The sequence below is a fragment of the Klebsiella sp. genome (assembly GCF_027492335.1).
Lineage (GTDB): Bacteria > Pseudomonadota > Gammaproteobacteria > Enterobacterales > Enterobacteriaceae > Klebsiella > Klebsiella huaxiensis.
The window spans coordinates 33,242-51,597 of the sequence record NZ_JAPUEW010000042.1 but is presented as its reverse complement, the minus strand read 5'-3'; the positions used below and the strand labels follow the sequence as shown (position 1 = coordinate 51,597).

Below are 18,356 nucleotides of genomic sequence, written 5' to 3'. Positions count from 1 at the left end.
CTTGTTGTTTCCAGCCCTATTATTGAAAAACAGGTAATAGCGATGAATCAGCTTGAACAACTAAAGCAGCGGACAACCATTGTTGCCGACAGCGGGGACATTGACAGCATTATGGCTTATCAGCCTGAAGATGCGACCACCAACCCTTCGCTTATCTACAAGGCAGCGCAGCTTCCGCAGTACCAAAAACTGGTGAAAGATGCCGTCGCGACGGTAAAGTCTCGCCAGAGTGGAAAAACGGTACAGCCTGCGGATATTGCCGATTATCTGGCGGTAAGTATCGGAGCGTTGATCCTGAAAAGCGTTCCTGGGCGTATTTCAACTGAAGTGGATGCTCGCCTCTCATTTGATACTCAGGCCAGCATAGCTAAAGCGCGGGAAATCATTGCGCTGTATGAAGAGAAAGGGATCGGTAAAGAGCGGGTTTTGATTAAGCTTGCCGCTACATGGCAAGGGATCCGCGCAGCAGAAACGCTGGAAAAAGAGGGTATCCAGTGCAACCTGACGCTGCTTTTCTCCTTTGCCCAGGCCAGAGCCTGCGCCGATGCCGGGGTTTTCCTGATTTCCCCATTCGTCGGTCGCATCTACGACTGGTACAAGAAAAACAACCCTGATACCACCTTCACCGTCGAGAACGATCCGGGCGTCGAGTCGGTACAGAAGATCTATCGCTTTTATAAAATGCACGGTTATCGGACGGTGGTGATGGGAGCCAGCTTCCGTACGCCGGAACAGGTGCTGGCGCTTAACGGCTGCGATCGTCTGACCGTTTCCCCGGCGCTGCTGGCGCAATTGCAGCAAACCCAGGGGCCGGTACCTGCACCGTTGACGTATGAAGGTGAGGTTCAGCCAAAGCCCGCTGCAATGACCGAGGCTGAGTTCAACTGGGCACATCATCAGGATGCGATGGCGGTGGAGAAGCTCGCCGAAGGTATTCGCCTGTTTGCCGTGGACCAGAACAGCCTTGAGGCGCTGCTGAGCCAGTATTTGTAAGTGAAACATCCCGGATGGCAGACGATGGCGAACCTGTAGCCCGGTTAGCGCCACCGGGAAATCAACGAAAGCCCACAGCAAGCTATTTCCCCGGAGGCGGCGCTCACGCGCCTGTCCGGGCTACAAAATAATCAGACTGCTCGCGCGTGGGGAAACTATTTCTGCGCCAGCTGGCTAAATACCGTCTGGAGCTCCTCGGGCTTGCGCAGGCCCTGATGCAAATCCAGCACCGTGCCATGGCTATCAATCAATATCGAAGTCGGAGTGCCGATAACCTGATAGCGCTCCTGGGTCATTTTGAGCTGATCGCGCAGCACTGGGTAACTGACGCCATGCTTAGCCAACAGCGGCGCGATATCGACTGATTCCGGATCGGTATTGACGCCGACCACCACCAGCTTATCCGGCCAGCGCTGGCTGAGCGCCTGTAAAGTATCCATCTCCGCCAGACAGCCGCCGCAGCTTGATGACCAGAAATTAAGGTACACCGCCTTCCCCCGCCAGCGCTCAAGGCTGGCCGACTCCCCCTGCAAATCAAACGCCGCCAGCGCGGGTGCTGCCTCGCCGCGCGCCAACTTTTCTTCTTTGCAGCCGCCGAGCAGTACCAGCAGCAGGACAAGCATCACTTTAGGCATGCGCATGATGATTCACCTCCTCTCCCAGATACTTTCCGTGCTGCAAACGCACGATGCGATCGGCGAACTGCCCCAGCGCCGGGTTGTGGGTCACCATCACAATGGTGCGCCCCTGGCGGTGCAAATCGGTCAGCAGATCCAGCACCCGCTGTTCGTTCTCTTCATCGAGGTTACCGGTTGGCTCATCGGCAAAAATAACCGGCGGCTCGTTAACCAACGCCCGGGCAATGCAGACGCGCTGCTGTTCCCCGCCCGACAGCTGGCTCGGTAGATGAGTCACGCGATGCTCAAGGCCGACCTGAGCCAGCACCGCTCTGGCGGCAGCTTCATCCACCACGCTGTGGTAATGCTGCGCCAGCATGATATTTTCCAGCGCCGTCAGAAACGGGATCAGGTGGAACTGCTGGAACACAAGGCCAATTTTCTGCGCGCGAAAGCGGCGGCGCCCCTCTTCGTCCAGCGCCGCCGCGTCGGTTCCGTCGAGGATCACCTGCCCTTCGCTGGCGGTATCCAGACAAGTGAGAATATTCATCAGCGTCGTTTTCCCGGAACCGGAGGCCCCCATAATGGCAACAAATTCACCGCGGGCGATGCGCAGGTTGATATCTTCCAGCGCGGTCACTTCCCCGAACCGCTTATATAAATGACGCGTTTCAATCGCCATCTGACGCAAAGATGTGACGGTCATGGCGTTACTCTCCTTTCAACACTTTCGCAGGTTCGACGCTCACCGCGCGCCGCACCGGAACAATGGCCGCCAGCAGGGCGACCAGTAAAGACAGAACCAGGGTAATCGGCAGCACCGGCAGGCGCAGCGAGATACTGGCGTTAAACACCGTTAATCCCAGCAGCTGTGCCAGCAGATAGCCCAGCACCCAACCGCAAACCACCGCCGCAAAAGTGATAATGCTGGTCTCCAGTAACATCTGGCGGGTAATATCGCCGTTGCTGGCCCCCAGCGCTTTTTGCAGGGCAAACTCTCGGGAGCGTTCACCGACAATCGCCATTAGGGTGGTGTTCACGCACAGGGATGAGAGCGCGAGGATAACTATCGATACCAGTCCCATCAGCCCCTTAATTTTATCCAGCACCTGCCCTTCGGATGCCGACACTTTACGCACCGGACGAATCTCAAGGTCAGTGTATTGCCGCTGTAACTGGCTGGCGTAGCTCTCCACCTGACCAAGGTCATTGCTGACGCTCAGCAGCCCGTGGCTGATAACGCCGGGCTTTTGCAGCCACGACTGCGCCACGTCAAGACTGACGATCAGCATATTGTCGGTCGCGTCCCCGGCTTCTACGATGCCCTTAATCAGCAGTTTCTTGCGCCGACTATGGTCCACCAGCGTCACGCTATCGCCAATATTCAGCGCCAGACGCTGCGCCAGCTTCACGCCAATCATCGCGTTGCGATCGTCAAAACTAACGCCGATCCAGCTACCGTTGACCTGCCAGTAGGGCACCAGTTTTTGCAGCGACTCAAACCACACGCCGACCATCACCACTTTTTCCAGCTCGGTGCGCGCGGTACCGTACAGCCAAGGGCTGGCACCGTGAATCAGCCCCGCTGGCGCGCCATCAAGAATCGCCTGCAGTTCCGGTTGCGGCATGCTGGTGCCATGGCCCGGACCAATATAGAAGTTCGCGCCAAAAGTGCGCAGTTCCTCGCTCATTTTGCTATTAATGTCGAACCACACTGCTGAGAGCGCCGTGACGATGGTCGCGCCGACCGCCAGCGCGGCAAACACCACGCTGACCCGCTGCATACGCAGCCGCAGCGCCCGCCATACTAATAACCACAGCATGTCGCGCTTAGCGGCCATACAGCACCTCCACAGGATAAAGACGGGCAATACGCCGCGCCGGGAACCAGGTGCCGATTAACGCAATCAGCACCGCAATCACCAGCACGCAGGGCACCACCACCCAGGCAAAATTAAGCGGCGTATCAAACAGCATCAGGCCAATAGCCTTCGCCAGCCCCCATCCGGCGATGCAGCCAAATGCTCCACCGGCCAGGCCGCCCAGCGCCGCCTCAAGATAGAACAGCAGCAGAATTTGCCACTGCCGCGCGCCCAGCGCTTTCATCAGGCCAATTTCTTTGGCGCGTTCCATAATGGTGCTGGTCATCAGTGAGGCGATGCCCATCGCGGCGGCGGCCAGCGCGGCTAAAGTTACCACGCCCATTAATAGCTGAATTTTATCGATAACCACGCCTTCCGAAGCGGCAACCTGCCAGACCGGACGCACCTCCGCACCGGAAATCGCCTCCTCAAGCTGGTGGGCGATAGATGATACATAGGCGGTGCAGTACCACAGATCGTACTCTTCGGCATTCAGCGCTTCGAGATCCTCACGCGCCCGACGCGAAAGTTCGTTTTCCGGTACCGTCAGCGCCGACACGCGGATCGCCTGCACTTTCCCCGGTAGCCCCAGCAGTTGCTGCACCACGCTAAGCGGCATGACCAGTTGGTTATCTTCATCGCCGCCGCTGGATAAAATACCGCTCACCTGCACGTTCACCACGTTATCCGCGACCTTTAACGCCAGGCGATCGCCTGGCTTCCAGCCGTAATTTCGCGCCAGCGCGTGGCCGACCAGGGTTTGCGGTGTCTCACCGACCGGCTCCTGCGGCCATTCGCCGCTCACCTGCCAGAACGGGCTGACCGTCCGCTGCCCGGTTTCGTATCCCTCTTCATCTGGTATGGTGACAGGCTGGCTAAAGAAGGTCCCCAGCACGCGGATATCATGGCCATCCACGCTCACTTCGCCGCCGAGCATCGGTGCGAAGCCAACAATGTTGTTGCGCCAGAAGATATCTTTGATATTCGGCAGCTCGGATTCATCCAGAAAATCGTCGCTGGCCAGCGGGTTGCTTTGTTCGCTAAACAGCGCGGGCAACGCCGCCTGCCCTGCAGGCTCAATCAGAATATTGGCGCCGTAGGATTTCAGCTCCCGGGACATTTTGTCGCCGATGTCGATAGAAACCGCCAGCAGCGCCGATATCAGGCTGGTCGCCAGAAACACGGTCAATACCGCCAGCGCTTTACGCCGCAGATTGCGCCCCCATGACTGGTAGATCATTCGCCACAGCATCGCTACTCCTCCTTCACTGCGTCAGGAACAAACTGCTCTGGCGCATTGCGGAAACGGTCATAGTTCGCTTCTGATGAGAAGAACCAGGTTTTACCGCCATAGCTGTATTTGAAGTCGGCGCTGGTGTTGGTCAGCGTTGAACCATCCACCGGGTCGGTCACTTTAATGGTCAGGACGGTAGAGAAATAGTTCCCCCCCACGGCCAGCGCCGCGCCGGGTATCGTCAGCTCTTTGTCATCGTTGCGCCAGTCGTCGATCGGCACCGGGTTGCATCCACCGGGTTTGCCAATGGAGGGGATAAAGATGTGCACGCCGCAGGCAACGCAAATCACCTGATTGCCTTCCATCACATAGCCCTGATCGCCGCACAGCAGGCAGGCGTCGAACACCACGCCGAAACGCAGTTTGTCGGGATAGCGGTTGATGATAAAAAAGCGGATCGCTTTGCCGTCATCCGCCACCCAGACGAAGCGATGCAGTTTGCCATCGCGCACCTGGTCGACCGGAATATGCACCTGACCATCAGCGGCCAGCGTGACCGGCTGCGCCTCGGACAAACGCGGCGGCTGCGAAGCTACCAGATCCCACCATAGCTGACCGCCGATAATCGCCAGCGCGCAGCAAATAGTCGTGAGCCACAGCCGGGTCGCCCCACGGCGTTCGGCCAGCGCCAGACGGCGGGAAATCGGCTCTTCCGTCGCTTTTACATTGCGGTAATAGCGGCGCAGCCCCGGGATCCAGAACAGGCACATTAACAGCAGTACCGCGGCGGCGGCCCAGTTATACATCGCCGCATTGTTAGTCACCTTGGCGACGAAGCTCAGCAGCGGCTTGAGCAGCGGCACCACCTGTAGCTTCATCAACAGCAGCAGCAAATTCCCGCTCAGCGGCAGCCACAACAAGACCATCATCAGCAGGGTCAGCGGCCAGTAGAACCCGCGCATTCTGCGCAACAGCATGGCGCAGAGCGCACACGCCAGGCACAAAAGCGCGAACGCCAGCACCAGCGCGGTCAGATTCAGCAGTAGATCGGTATTCAGCACGTGCGTGGAGGTCAGGCCGCCGAGGTTCGGATCCAGCGCCCAGTGACGGGCCGCGCCGAAGGTCAGAACCCATTGCCACAGATAGCGAACGCGCGGCGTTGACCACCAGAAGCTCAGCAAAAATAGTAGAGAAACGAGGATCTCCGCGCCAACCAGCAGAAGCTCCAGCGACTGGCTCGGGCGAATAAACAGCCCGGCGAGCAGTCCGCCAGCCAGCGCGGTGAGCAACGTCCAGACCAGCGGGCGCAGTGTGGGAGGGTTGCCGCGTCCCCAGAGTACGGCGGAGAGCAGCGCAATGCAGAAAAAGACCTGTAGCGTCGTGACGAAAAAATAGCTCATGACTTCAACTCAGTACGGCGGATGAAAAATACGCCACAGGATGACCCGTCGGCCATCCTGCGTAATAGCGCTCGCGTCTGATGATGCTGAGACAGATGACAAGCCTGCTTTAACTATGGTGTTCGCATTTCTGCCGGGTAGCGGCTGACGCCTTACCCGGCCTACAAAACCCATAACATCATCAGGTTATGAGCTTTCTGTAGACCCGCGCAAGCAAAGCGCCGCCGGGCAATTCCTGAAGAGCGCACGTTGTCAACTATCTGAGCGTCTGGAGACAATTAGTTCAGGCCGACATACTTAAACTCATAGCTCACATCAAACGGTTTCCACCAGCGACCAACGCCGGTTTCGCTATCGGTATGACGGTGCATCCCGGCTTTTGACGGCGGATCAATGTGGTAGGTCACTTTGTAGTTACCGACGCCCATCATCTTGATATTCGCACCGTAGTGCGGGCCATCGCTCGCCACCATCGGCATAAAGGTACCTTCTTGTTTTTCGCCGGTGTCGCTATTGACCAGGGTATAGGCGATGGTCAGATAAGGGATCCATTCACCTGCGCCAAAACCATTTTTACCGCCTTCCACCGCATGAATATCGGCTTCCAGATGGATATCCGATTTCGCTGCCGGCAAACCCATACCGCGCGGTTCCATATCGATCGGCTGCAGGTAAACCGCGGCGATCTCCATCTCATTCATGGTGACTGGCTCACCAGCCGGATACTCTTTAAAGGCCAGTGCCGCAGGTGCGGTGAAAATGCTGGCAACGGTCGCGCTGATAATCAGGGTCTTCTTAATGGTCATCTGACTCATCCTCTCGTCTTAAAATGATTAGGAACTTGTTTTTATGGTCTCACCTGGTGCCTGGCGGCGGCGCATGATCCATAGCGCCACCAGCGCCGCGATCAGCAATACAATCTGCGGCAATAGCGTTTCCACGTAGGGGTAAATCCCCAGCCAGCTGATTTCGGGCATCCCGTTAATCAGCGTTGGCTGGAATAGTTTGCCCTCCACCAGTTCCAGTACCCCTTTACCGGCGAAAACAAACGCCATCAGGTACATAAAACCGCCGGTGAACATGAAGAAGGGTTTAAGCGGCAGTCGGACCACCGAGTAGCGCATGACGAGCCAGGCAATGAGCAGAACCACGCAGCCGATAACAAACCCGGCACCGATGGCCAGATGACCCGGCAGCCCCTGGGCATCGCCAATCAGGGCGTAGTAGAACAGCACCGTTTCGGCACCCTCGCGGTAGACCGCGAGGAAGCTGGTCAGCCACAGCCCTACCAGCGATCCGCGCGACAGCGAATGGGAGAGTTTGCCCTCAAGCCAGGCTTTCCAGTGGCGGGCTTCAACCTTCGACAGCAGCCAGTAGCTCATAAAGAACAGCATCACCACGGCAATCAGCATGGTGATCCCCTCCAGCAGCTCCCGGCTGGTGCCAGAGTTGGTAAACAGCAGCTGGAAGATAAACGCCGTCACTACGCTTGCCACCAGCGCCACAATCACCGACTGGCGAATCAGCGGCAGCTTATCGTGATGGTTGTTTTTAACCAGATAGGCCACGATAGCCGCCACAATCAACAGCGCTTCCAGCCCTTCGCGCACGATAATCATCAGGCTGTAGAGCAGCAGGCTCCACTGGGTCTCTTCGCCCTCGCCCAGCATGGTCACCGCTTTTTGCAGGTCCTGCTCAAGAGCGGCGGCTTCGGCAACCAGCTTTTCCTGCGGCTGGTTGGCCTTCATCAGGCTGACCATGCGGGTAAAGTGCGCCTCAAGAGAGGTTTTAAACGCCGAGTCGCGGGAGCCGATTTTGTTCTCCATTCCGGTGGCTTCGAAACGGTCAAAGTAGGTGTCCTGGACATCAAGAATCGCGTCCTGCCCTTCCCCGTTCTGATAGCGCACCAGAGCGGCATTGATGCTTTGGTTAATCCCGGCAGCGACGCTCGCCCAATCCGCCCTCGCCCCTGTATCCTCGATCTGTGTGGCGTTGTCTGCGCTAGCCGGAGCGCTTACCGGCTGATCGTCACGGGTCGTGGGCAGGCCCGGCAGAATATCCTCCAGATCCTGTAATAACGTGGTGACCTGATAGGAAACATCGTTCAGGCGGTCCGGCTGGGAGGTCAGGGTAATCAGTGCGGTAAACTGCTGGTTGATGGCGGCAGCCTCTTTTGCCGAACGGTTTTGCCGCACGGAGGTTTCCATTTCGGAGTTTTTGAAGCCCTGATAATGCGCCTGCTGCACCTGCTGGCTGGCCTGCGCGTAGTGACCGGCCTGATAATCCGTTACCGCCTGCGCCAGCATATCGTCAATGGTGCGGAAGCTGTCCTGCCAGTGCAGCGCAATGTCATCGCGCGACAGCGCGGTATGCTGCTCTTCCGCGACCAGTCGATGCCCGCCATCAAGCACCGGCTCAACTTCGCGCAGCGCCTGCTTTAGCCCATCGATACGCGCCTGAACTTCGCTTAGCGGCTTACCCTCGCCGATCATGCGACGGATCTCACCGAAGGTACTCTCCATCTCGTAGCTTTTACGCGCCGAAATGTTAATGCGGATTGGCCCTTCGAGGTTTTCAAACACTTCAAAGTAGGCCATTTGCACCTCACGGCGCGCTTCGGTATTTTTTTGCTGCTGATAGAATTCGGCTGTTTTATCAAGGCGTTGCTCAATGTCCTCGATATATGGCGCATAGTGAGTCTGCGCCATCGCGCACGCGCTGCCAAACAAAAGCCCAAACAGCATTAGCAGCAGAAAAGAACGAGGACCAGCCATGACGCATCCCATCAGAGTTAATGATAATGATTATCGTTGTCATTTTTACTCGTAATGTACATGACCTGGATCATGAAAATGTCAAACTGTGACAATTTGTGTAAAATGTTGCAAAGAAACGAAGATTAATAACTTTAAGTTATTAGCTTTATTCCCTGACTTTTCCTCGCCAAATATCTTCATCGAAAGCATAAAAAAACCGGCGCTGTAATAGCACCGGTTATTTGCCGAGTATTTTGTCGCCCGTGCTTTTAACGATTTAATATTTCAGGGTTTTGCTGTAGCCGCTGAAGAAACTTACCGTATCCCTGCTCACCCACCCAGTAATTAATACTCTTCTCGACGCCGGTTGAAGTCAGGGTCGCGCCGCTAATCCCATCCACCGTATAGTCATCATGCTGGCCGGGATTATTCTGAATAACCTTTAGCGCTGGCTGGCCGTTATTATCGCGTATTTTCTTACCTGGCCATTGGCTACGCCATTCCGGGTCCTCCACTCGAGCGCCCAGCAGCGGCGTTTCATTCTGCTGGTAATACATCAGGTCTTTTACCGTGCGACCATCGGTCTCAAGGGCGATTAATGCATACATCATCGATTTGGCCCCTTTGCCATAAACCGGAATTATAACTTGCTGAATTTCATTATTATTGTCTCGAACAACGTAAACTTCACCCAGTGAACAGCGCTGGCGGATTTGCGCCGGATCGCGCGCAGCGGCCAGTTCGACACAGCGTTTTTGCGCGCCGCTATTGGCCCCCTGCGCTAAAAGTTGGCCGTTATCAAGATTAACCTGACGCACCGTCACGCGCTTTTGATAGAGTGATTTCAGCGCCTGCGGATCGCGTTGTCCATTGCGCGTTAAGCCTGCAACCTGGAGAACCGCATTTTCTGTTTCCGCGTTTTCTGGTACGGCAAAATTGTCTTTGGACAGCAAAAACCAGGCAGCAACAATTGCAAAAATCAGAATACAAAAAACCATCAAAACTAAAACAATAATTTTACCTTTACGCATGCGCTCATCTTTCCCATCGGTTGGCATCTGCAATATAGAGTGCAACCATTCCCATTCTTTTGTCTAGCCCTCCAGACAATACGCATTTGCTTGAGTTGATATTTCGTGACAATCAAAATTATGCTCAAAAATATCAACCCTATTTTTTACACATATAAAAATAATCTTTCTTGCAGGCAATTTATGAGAAAAACTAATAGTCATAAGACTCGTTGCATGCCGGACACCTGAGAAATGTAAAAAAACGCCCGCACGCTGGTTTTTACTAAGATTAATCTTATAATCGGAGGATAAAACGACCCACCTGCAACCGTCACCTTGGGATAAGAGACAACCATGTCCAGACCTACGGCGCTGTATGTTCCACATGTTTTAAGCGCGGCGGATATCGCGCCCGAAGAGCGCTATCAAAAGCTCTCGCAGAATATTAATTGCTACGGTATCGAGGTTGTTAACAATCGACGACCGGAAGAGATTATTGCCAGGCATAAAACCATCTCTGGCGTTAACGGAGATTATTGTAGTGCAATGGGCTCAAGAAACGAAACAATATTCGACCCACATCAGGCGGCAGAATCCTCGATCTATATTTCGCTGATCGTTCAGGGTAACCAAATCATTCGTGGTCGAAAAGAGTCTGTTACGTCGCAGGTGAACGAGGGAATGTTAATTGTTCATCAACGTAACGACTATTACCACTATCAATGTAATGACGTAAAGCAACTGTATGTCATTCCTCGTAGCGATAAGATTAACGAGGTTTTTAGCGGGAAACTAAACAGCCCGATGGTCTCTTTAGAAAATCATCACCTCGCGAGTTTTCTGAAATCACATATGCTATTGCTGGATGCGCAATCCGCAACGCTTTCGACTAAAGAGACGGCGACCATTGTTGATGGGCTACATAATATGGCATTCATTATGCTAGCCGATGTCGCCAAAGAAAAAGGCTTATTTATCCCAGGCAAACTGAGCCATCTTTATAATGGCGCGAAGTCCTTTATTTTGCAGAACTATCATCAACATAGCCTTTCGCCGGAAGCCCTGACGCAAAGCCTTCGTTGTTCGCGAGCCAGTCTTGACAGAGCCTTTAATGAGCAGAAGACTTCGGTGATGGCGCTAATCAGGGATATACGTCTGGAGGCGGCGCGGGAAATGCTGGAAAATAATCTTCAGCTGCGCATTGAGCAGATTTCATGGATTTGTGGTTTTGTCAGTCATCCATTATTCAGTAAGCAGTTCCGTGAGAAATATCATGCCTCACCGAAAACATGGCGCGACAATTATAATAAGGCGGGCTAGCCCGCCTTTCGATAGCGCCCTTATCGCTGGCGAAAAGGGCGAAAACGTTTAGCACGGCGTTCTTTAATATAGCTTAGCAAGCTATAGACTGATATTCCCAGCAGTAAAATAGCGATGGTCATCAGAAAAAATGCACTGATATTCATTGTTGCGCTCTCTTTTATATCCCCATCATGCTCGATAGGTAATATTTATTATGTGATTTTTATAATAATGATTCTTAACATCACAACCAGACTTCCGGGCCTCAACTCTGTTCCCTCCCCCTCAGTTCATTTCTTCCCTGCAACGTGCAAACCTTGATCTTCTCCGGTCCGGAGAGCAGCATGGAAACGCAAACACAATAAAACAATAACCCACGACACCGTAACAGGAGAGAATCAGTGCAAACAGGACATCGCTTCCAGGCCACGGATCTGCATCAGTTTGTTAAAACACTTTTCAGCCATATGGGAAGCTCTCCCACCGAAGCATCGCTTATTGCCGACCATCTGATTGCCGCCAACCTTGCCGGACATGACTCTCACGGTGTCGGCATGATCCCGAGCTACGTACGTTCCCACGCGCTGGGCTATTTACAGCTCAACCGTCACGCCAGCGTGATGAAAGATGCTGGAGCCGTCGTCACGCTGGATGGCAACGGTGGGTTCGGCCAGGTGGTGGCCCATGAAGCCATGCAGATGGGCATCGAAAAAGCGAAACAGCACGGCATGGCCGCCGTCGCATTGCGTAACGCGCACCATATAGGCCGCATCGGCTACTGGGCGGAACAGTGCGCCGCCGCCGGGATGATCTCTATTCACTTCGTGAACGTTGTCGGCAACATTATGGTCGCGCCGTTTCGCGGTAAAGACAGCCGCTTCGGTACCAACCCGCTGTGCGTGGTTTTCCCGCGCGAAGGCCATCCTCCGCTGCTGCTGGATTATGCCACCAGCGCCATCGCCTTTGGTAAGACCCGCGTCGCGTGGCACAAAGGCGTTCCGGTACCGCCAGGTTCATTGATTGACGCTCAGGGCGTTCCCACCACCGACCCCGCAGTGATGCAGACTTCACCGCTCGGCGCGCTGCTGACTTTTGCCGAGCATAAAGGCTATGCGCTGGCGACGCTGTGTGAAGTTATCGGCGGCGCGGTATCCGGTGGGAAAACCTCGCATAAAGAGAATCTGCAGGGCAGCGTTGACGCGATTTTTAACTGTATGACAACCATTATTCTCAGCCCTGGCGCTTTCGATGCGCCGGATATGCAGCGTGAGACCGAAGCATTTATTGACTGGTGCAAACAGTCGCCGCACGACCCGGAGACGCCGATTCTCGCGCCTGGCGAGTGGGAAGAAGCCAACCGTCAGGAGCGTCTGGCGCAGGGTATTCCGCTGGATGCCGGGAGCTGGCAGGCCATTTGCACCGCTGCTGAGGAGGTGGGATTACCCGCAGAGACTCTCGCGCAGCTACGGTTGAAGCTGGCCTGACCAACCCCTTAATGACGCCCAACCGGGCGTCATGTCATCGTCATTAGTGTCGACATCATTACCACCCTCGCCTGTCCAGCCACCTATTCCCTATTAAATCATAACGTTAAGTTTTGGCACAGCGTATGCATAACGCTTCCGTCATCTGCTGGTGCGCTGGCTTATGACGCCCTGACAAAGGCGGGCCGGGCCCGGTCTGTCCAATGTTGTTTATTCTCTGTTAACAGGTCTGTTACTGATGAAAAAAATCACGAGCGTTTGCCCTTACTGCGGGGCCGGTTGCAAACTAAAGCTGGTCGTCGATAACAATAAAATTATCCGCGCCGAAGCGGCCGATGGTGTGACTAACCAAAATCAGCTATGCCTCAAAGGCTACTACGGCTGGGATTTCCTCAACGATACGCAACTGCTGACGCCACGCCTGCAGCAACCGATGATTCGCTACCAGAAAGGCGGTAAATTCACCCCGGTCAGCTGGGATGAAGCTATCCGCTACACGGCAAAAAAACTGCGTGAAATAAAAGAAAAACATGGTCCGCGTGCCATTATGACCACCGGCTCATCCCGTGGTACCGGCAATGAAACTAACTATGTGATGCAAAAATTCGCCCGTGGGGTGCTCAATACCAATAACGTCGACTGCTGCGCCCGCGTTTGCCACGGCCCGTCGGTCGCCGGTCTTCATCTGGCGCTTGGCAACGGTGCGATGAGCAACTCGATTAACGATATCGAAAACTCGAAATGCCTGCTGGTATTCGGCTACAACTGCGCCGACTCCCACCCTATTGTCGCCCGTCGGGTGATTAAAGCCCGCGAAAACGGCGCGAAAATCATCGTCTGCGACCCACGCCGTATCGAAACCGCCCGCATTGCCGATCGCCATCTGCAACTTAATAACGGCAGCAATATGGCTCTGGTCAACGCCTTCGCTCACGTCCTGCTGGAAGAGGATCTGTATAACCACGATTATGTCGACCGCTTTACCGAAGGGCTGGACGCCTATCGTGAAATGGTTAAAGACTATTCTCCCGAAGCCGTAGAAGCGATAGTCGGCGTTCCGGCAAATGAGATTCGCCAGGCGATGCGTATATTTGCTGCCGCACCTTCCGCCACCATTATGTGGGGCATGGGCGTGACCCAGTTTGGTCAGGCAGTGGATGTGGTCAGAGGGCTGGCGAGCCTCGCGCTGCTAACCGGCAACCTGGGGCGCGCTAACGTCGGCGTGGGACCTGTGCGTGGGCAAAACAACGTCCAGGGCGCCTGTGATATGGGCGTGTTACCCAATATGTTCCCCGGCTATCAGGATGTCACCGACGCCAGCGTTCGCGCTAAATTCGCCAAAGCCTGGGGTATTAACCCGGCGAGAATGGACGATAAGGTCGGAACGCGTATCACCGAAGTACCACACAAGGCGCTCACCGGCGAGATCAAAGCCTACTACATCATGGGCGAAGACCCGCTACAGACCGAGGCCGATCTGGGCCTGGTGCGCAAAGGTATCGAAGCGCTCGATTTTGTGGTGGTGCAGGATATCTTTATGACCAAAACCGCCGAAATCGCCGATGTGCTGTTGCCCGCTACCTCCTGGGGCGAACACGGTGGCGTCTTTACCTGCGCCGACCGCGGTTTCCAGCGTTTCGAGCAGGCGATTATTGCCACCGGCAACGTGAAACGCGACTGGGAAATCATTAGCCTGCTGGCCAGCGAAATGGGCTATCCGATGCATTACGACAATAACCAGCAGATCTGGGACGAAATGCGCGAGCTCTGCCCGCTGTTCTATGGCGTCACTTATGAAAAAATGGGTGATATGAACCACGTGCTGTGGCCGTGTCCGACGCTGGATCACCCCGGCACGCCATGGCTGTATAAAGATAATCACTTTGATACGCCAACCGGTAAAGGCCAGCTGTTTGCCGCACCGTGGCGCGCTCCTGCCGAGACGCCGGATGAAGAATATCCGCTGGTGCTGTGCACCGTTCGCGAAGTCGGGCATTACTCCTGCCGTTCGATGACCGGTAACTGTGCGGCCTTGCAGTCGCTCGCCGATGAACCGGGTCGGGTGCAAATCAACCGCGCCGACGCGCAGAAACTCGGTATCGCCGACCAACAGCTGGTGTGGGTTAGTTCGCGACGTGGCAAGGTGATCACCCGAGCTGACATTAGCGATCGTATTAACGCAGGCGCCGTGTATATGACCTATCAGTGGTGGATAGGTGCCTGTAACGAGCTGACTCAAGATAACCTCGACCCGATCTCGAAAACGCCGGAAACCAAATATTGCGCGGTGAAGGTGGAAGCGATTGAGGATCAGCGCTGGGCCGAGCAGTACGCCTGGACAAGCTATAGCGAGATGAAAGCCCGCCTGAAAGCGGCAGTTAACGTATAAAACGACGCAGGGAGAAGGATATTTCTCCCTGCGTATCCACTTTTGCCCCCGGGGGCGGCGCAATGCGCCTGCCGGGCTACCGATTGTGCAGGCATCTGGTGGCCCGGACAGGTGCGCAGCACCGCCTCCGGGAAAGGCATCTTAAGCCAGCAGCTTTTCCACCAGCGCCGTCCACAGCGTTACACCGTGTGGGATCAGTTCATCATTGAAATCATATCCGGCATTGTGCAGAGGCTTCGAGGCCGTCTCGCCGTCGGTGCCAATCCAGAAATAGGCCCCAGGACAGGCTTCCAGCATGCAGGCAAAATCCTCCGATGCCATTGATGGATTTCCGTTCCAGCTCACCGCAGATTCTCCCAGCAGCGCGGTCGCCACATCGCGAACCTTTTGCGCTTCAACAGGATCGTTAGTCGTCACCGGATAACCCGGATACCAGGAGATGTTTCCTTCGACGTCAGATACCTGCGGCTGGGCGGCGACATAGCTCTCAATTAGCCCCCTCACCCGCTCGCGCACCTGATTATTCAGGCAGCGGAAGGTTCCGCGCAGCACCACTTTGTCCGGCAGAACGTTAATCGCCTCCCCGCCAACAATCTGGGTAATGCTGACCACCGTCGACTCCTGCGGCGACAGACGACGCGAAGGAATCGTTTGGAGCGCCATAATTAACTGTGCCGCGGCGACAATCGGGTCCGCCCCGCGTTCCGGCATCGCGGCATGACAGCTTTTCCCGGTCAGGGTAATTTCAAACGCATCAAGGGAGGCCATCATCGCCCCGCTGTTAATCGCTACCTGGCCCAGCGGCATACCCGGCCAGTTATGTAACGCGTAGATAGCGTCCATCGGGAAGCGCTCAAACAGCCCCTCCTCTACCATTTTACGTGCGCCGCCAAGATTCTCCTCTGCGGGCTGAAACACAAAATGAACGGTGCCGCGAAAGCGGCGAGTTTGCGCCAGATGCGCCGCCGTCGCCAGCAGCATCGCACTATGCCCATCGTGACCGCAGGCGTGCATCACGCCAGGATTACGCGATTTATAGCTGACGTCGCCCTGCTCGGTTATCGGCAGCGCGTCCATATCAGCCCGCAGGCCAATCACCGGCCCGGGACCATTCTCCAGCGTCGCGACGACCCCAGTCCCCGCCAGCCCGCTATGGACCTGAAGTCCAAATGAAGTGAGTAATTCAGCAATACGCCGCGAGGTTTCCTGTTCCTGGTATCCCAGTTCAGGGCAAGCATGAAAATCACGTCGCCAGCGGATGGCCTCGGCGATCAGTGAAGGGGATACTGCCATGTCTTACTCCTTTCCTGTACAGCATCAGCGCTGAACCAGTGTTTTATTCAATAATTCGCGGTTATAGGTTATCGACCATCTTATTGGTTATATCCTTTCGCCTGCCCGCTGACAACTTCCGAAAAATCCGGTGCCAACGCCCATTCCCACTGCATTCCGCCAGCACTGCATTTTTTTGTAGTCATATCAACGGTGACATAAGGCGTGCGATTAATTATTATGCAGCTATACTGGCCTTTTGCCGAATAATTCACTCTTCAGACTTCCGTTATCGGGAATAAAATGTTCAACCCAGACCAGAGTCGCCTTGCCCCCACGCTGGCGATGATCATGGCCGCTTCATTAGTGGGATTTATCACCGGCTATACGGTGCCTTTAATCAGTCTTGAGCTGGCGCAACAGCAGATTGATACCGTCTACGTCGGCCTGCTGGCCGCACTACCGCCAGCGGGGATGATGATCTCCTCCTTCCTCTCACCTGCGCTGTGCCGACGCTTTGAGATGGGCCTTCTGCTCTCGGTCAGCCTGGTGGCGCTGGCGGTGGCGACGATCGCCTCCTGCCTCTCTTTTGATATCGTTCATCTCCTGCTACCGAGGCTGGTTACCGGTCTCGCTTCAGGGGTCATTATCGTTATTGGCGAAAGCTGGATCACCGGCGGCGCGGCGGGCAAAAATCGGGCGACCTTAACCGGAATTTATGCCTCCGCCTTTACCGGCTGTCAGTTGGCTGGACCATTATTGATTTCCGCCGGGCCAGACTATCAGCCGTGGGCGCTGTTGGTCATTGGCGGCATCACCGTGGCCTGCCTGCTGATGCTACGTCACTTGCCGACAGGTAGCCGCGAACGACTCGCCGAACACGCCAGCTGGCGCAGCCTTGGCGCTTTTTTACCGGTACTGGCTTCCGGCGTGTTCTGCTTTGCGTTCTTTGATGCCAGCATTCTGGCGCTGCTGCCGCTCTACGGTATGGATAAAGGGCTAAATGAAGTGATGGCGGTGCTGCTGGTCACGGTGGTACTCACCGGCGATGCCGTTTTCCAGGCTCCGTTGGGCTGGATTGCCGACCGCTTCGGCATCCGCCGCGTGCATTTAATCTGCGCGGTCGTTTTCTGCCTCGCCCTACTGGCCTTACCGTTCCTGCTGGCGTCAAATATTCAGCTTATTGTTGGCTGTATGATTCTGGGAGCCGCGGCGGGCGCACTCTACACGCTATCGCTGGTTCGCGCCGGGAAAACCTTCTCCGGACAGAAGCTGATAATGATCAACGCTCTGCTGGGTTTTTTCTGGTCTGCGGGCAGCGTCGCAGGTCCGGTGGTCAGCAGCCTGCTGATTAGCGTCGCGGGCTATGATGGTCTGGTGATGACGCTGTTTGCCAGCGGCGCGCTGTTCCTGCTGATTCAGTGCTTCGGCAAAAGTGAAAAAGCGCTGCTGGCGGATGCACGTGAACGCGAAGAAGAGATGGACGATATTAGCGAAGTCGCACGGTAGTTTGTATCTCCCGGCTTCGAAAATCAGCGACTTTCGGAGCTGGTAATCCTACAACCAGCGCCGCACTTTACGCGCATACTCCGGCCACTGGCGAGGAAAGAGACGAGCCATTTCCGCTTCTTCCGGGCGGATATGCAGCACGGTCAGCAAATAGATCAACAACGGTAGCGTCAGCAACAGTAGCGGTTTGCCGCTGAGAATAATCAGGGCCAGCTGTACGCCAGTCATCGCCAGATAGATTGGATTGCGCGAATAGCGAAACCAGCCGTCGGTCATCAGGGTCGTGGTCTCTTGCGCTCGAAGCGGATTCAGGGTGGTACGGTGGGTGCGAAACTGGCACAGCGTCCCGAGGACGATAACCGCGCTAATGATAAGAGGGATCAGCGCAAGGCCGAAATAGAGTGGCCGCCACGCCCAGAACTCGCGCCCGGCAATCAACAGATCGAAAAGCACAAACAGCAGCAGTAAAACCGGCGGGACGAAAACTTTCCTTAACATCAGTGTCCTCCATGGAATGAGCAACAA

At 55.4% G+C, this 18,356-nt stretch carries 16 protein-coding genes; 5 read left to right on the top strand and 11 right to left on the bottom strand.

The annotated features are described in order from the left end of the window. Window positions 1-42 precede the first annotated feature (42 nt). The gene (tal, locus tag QVF11_RS12190; RefSeq protein ID WP_287857148.1) at window positions 43-993 is read left to right on the top strand and encodes a transaldolase; all 951 of its coding nucleotides are present in this window, start codon (window positions 43-45) and stop codon (window positions 991-993) included. 155 nt (window positions 994-1,148) lie between these two features. Here the strand turns inward: tal and QVF11_RS12185 are convergent, their stop codons facing one another. From QVF11_RS12185 to nqrC, 8 genes are all read right to left on the bottom strand, one after another. Further along, window positions 1,149-1,634 carry a TlpA family protein disulfide reductase gene (locus QVF11_RS12185; protein ID WP_287857146.1) on the bottom strand — a complete coding sequence of 162 codons (486 nt, stop codon included), beginning with the start codon at window positions 1,632-1,634 and terminating at the stop codon, window positions 1,149-1,151. Then, entirely contained in the window at window positions 1,621-2,316 is a 696-nt protein-coding gene (locus QVF11_RS12180; protein ID WP_064176584.1) for an ABC transporter ATP-binding protein, read from the bottom strand. Before QVF11_RS12180 ends, QVF11_RS12185 begins: the two co-directional genes overlap by 14 nt. 4 nt (window positions 2,317-2,320) lie before the next feature. Continuing rightward, window positions 2,321-3,451, bottom strand: a complete 1,131-nt coding sequence (locus tag QVF11_RS12175) for an ABC transporter permease (protein WP_287857143.1) — start codon at window positions 3,449-3,451, stop codon at window positions 2,321-2,323. Beyond that, the gene (locus QVF11_RS12170) at window positions 3,441-4,724 is read right to left on the bottom strand and encodes an ABC transporter permease (protein WP_142462901.1); all 1,284 of its coding nucleotides are present in this window, start codon (window positions 4,722-4,724) and stop codon (window positions 3,441-3,443) included. Before QVF11_RS12170 ends, QVF11_RS12175 begins: the two co-directional genes overlap by 11 nt. 2 nt (window positions 4,725-4,726) lie before the next feature. Further along, window positions 4,727-6,106 (bottom strand): Fe-S-containing protein, encoded by a 1,380-nt coding sequence (locus tag QVF11_RS12165; protein ID WP_139537467.1) that lies wholly within the window; start codon window positions 6,104-6,106, stop codon window positions 4,727-4,729. 278 nt (window positions 6,107-6,384) lie between these two features. Continuing rightward, the gene (locus QVF11_RS12160) at window positions 6,385-6,912 is read right to left on the bottom strand and encodes an iron transporter (protein ID WP_064176588.1); all 528 of its coding nucleotides are present in this window, start codon (window positions 6,910-6,912) and stop codon (window positions 6,385-6,387) included. Window positions 6,913-6,939: 27 nt separating this feature from the next. After that, window positions 6,940-8,880, bottom strand: a complete 1,941-nt coding sequence (locus QVF11_RS12155) for an FTR1 family iron permease (protein ID WP_287857139.1) — start codon at window positions 8,878-8,880, stop codon at window positions 6,940-6,942. Window positions 8,881-9,131: 251 nt separating this feature from the next. Beyond that, window positions 9,132-9,893 carry an NADH:ubiquinone reductase (Na(+)-transporting) subunit C gene (nqrC, locus tag QVF11_RS12150; protein ID WP_142514005.1) on the bottom strand — a complete coding sequence of 254 codons (762 nt, stop codon included), beginning with the start codon at window positions 9,891-9,893 and terminating at the stop codon, window positions 9,132-9,134. A gap of 336 nt (window positions 9,894-10,229) precedes the next feature. Between nqrC and QVF11_RS12145 the strand changes: the two genes are divergently transcribed. After that, entirely contained in the window at window positions 10,230-11,195 is a 966-nt protein-coding gene (locus QVF11_RS12145) for a helix-turn-helix domain-containing protein (protein WP_112213464.1), read from the top strand. 20 nt (window positions 11,196-11,215) lie between these two features. On the opposite strand, the gene QVF11_RS12140 is transcribed toward QVF11_RS12145, so the two are convergent. After that, window positions 11,216-11,341: a small membrane protein gene (locus QVF11_RS12140; protein ID WP_227015994.1), complete on the bottom strand. Its 126-nt coding sequence runs from the start codon at window positions 11,339-11,341 to the stop codon at window positions 11,216-11,218. Window positions 11,342-11,578: 237 nt separating this feature from the next. Between QVF11_RS12140 and QVF11_RS12135 the strand changes: the two genes are divergently transcribed. After that, window positions 11,579-12,661: a malate/lactate/ureidoglycolate dehydrogenase gene (locus tag QVF11_RS12135; RefSeq protein ID WP_287857135.1), complete on the top strand. Its 1,083-nt coding sequence runs from the start codon at window positions 11,579-11,581 to the stop codon at window positions 12,659-12,661. Window positions 12,662-12,899: 238 nt separating this feature from the next. After that, window positions 12,900-15,050 (top strand): formate dehydrogenase subunit alpha, encoded by a 2,151-nt coding sequence (gene fdhF / locus QVF11_RS12130; protein WP_287857133.1) that lies wholly within the window; start codon window positions 12,900-12,902, stop codon window positions 15,048-15,050. Window positions 15,051-15,191: 141 nt separating this feature from the next. Here the strand turns inward: fdhF and QVF11_RS12125 are convergent, their stop codons facing one another. Further along, window positions 15,192-16,343, bottom strand: coding sequence for a M20 aminoacylase family protein (locus QVF11_RS12125; protein WP_142514007.1), 1,152 nt, complete (start codon window positions 16,341-16,343; stop codon window positions 15,192-15,194). A 282-nt stretch (window positions 16,344-16,625) separates the two neighbouring features. On the opposite strand from QVF11_RS12125, the gene QVF11_RS12120 reads away from it, so the two are divergent. Continuing rightward, window positions 16,626-17,831: an MFS transporter gene (locus QVF11_RS12120; protein WP_142514008.1), complete on the top strand. Its 1,206-nt coding sequence runs from the start codon at window positions 16,626-16,628 to the stop codon at window positions 17,829-17,831. A 48-nt stretch (window positions 17,832-17,879) separates the two neighbouring features. On the opposite strand, the gene QVF11_RS12115 is transcribed toward QVF11_RS12120, so the two are convergent. Next, window positions 17,880-18,329 carry a methyltransferase family protein gene (locus QVF11_RS12115; RefSeq protein WP_287857131.1) on the bottom strand — a complete coding sequence of 150 codons (450 nt, stop codon included), beginning with the start codon at window positions 18,327-18,329 and terminating at the stop codon, window positions 17,880-17,882. Window positions 18,330-18,356 lie beyond the last annotated feature (27 nt).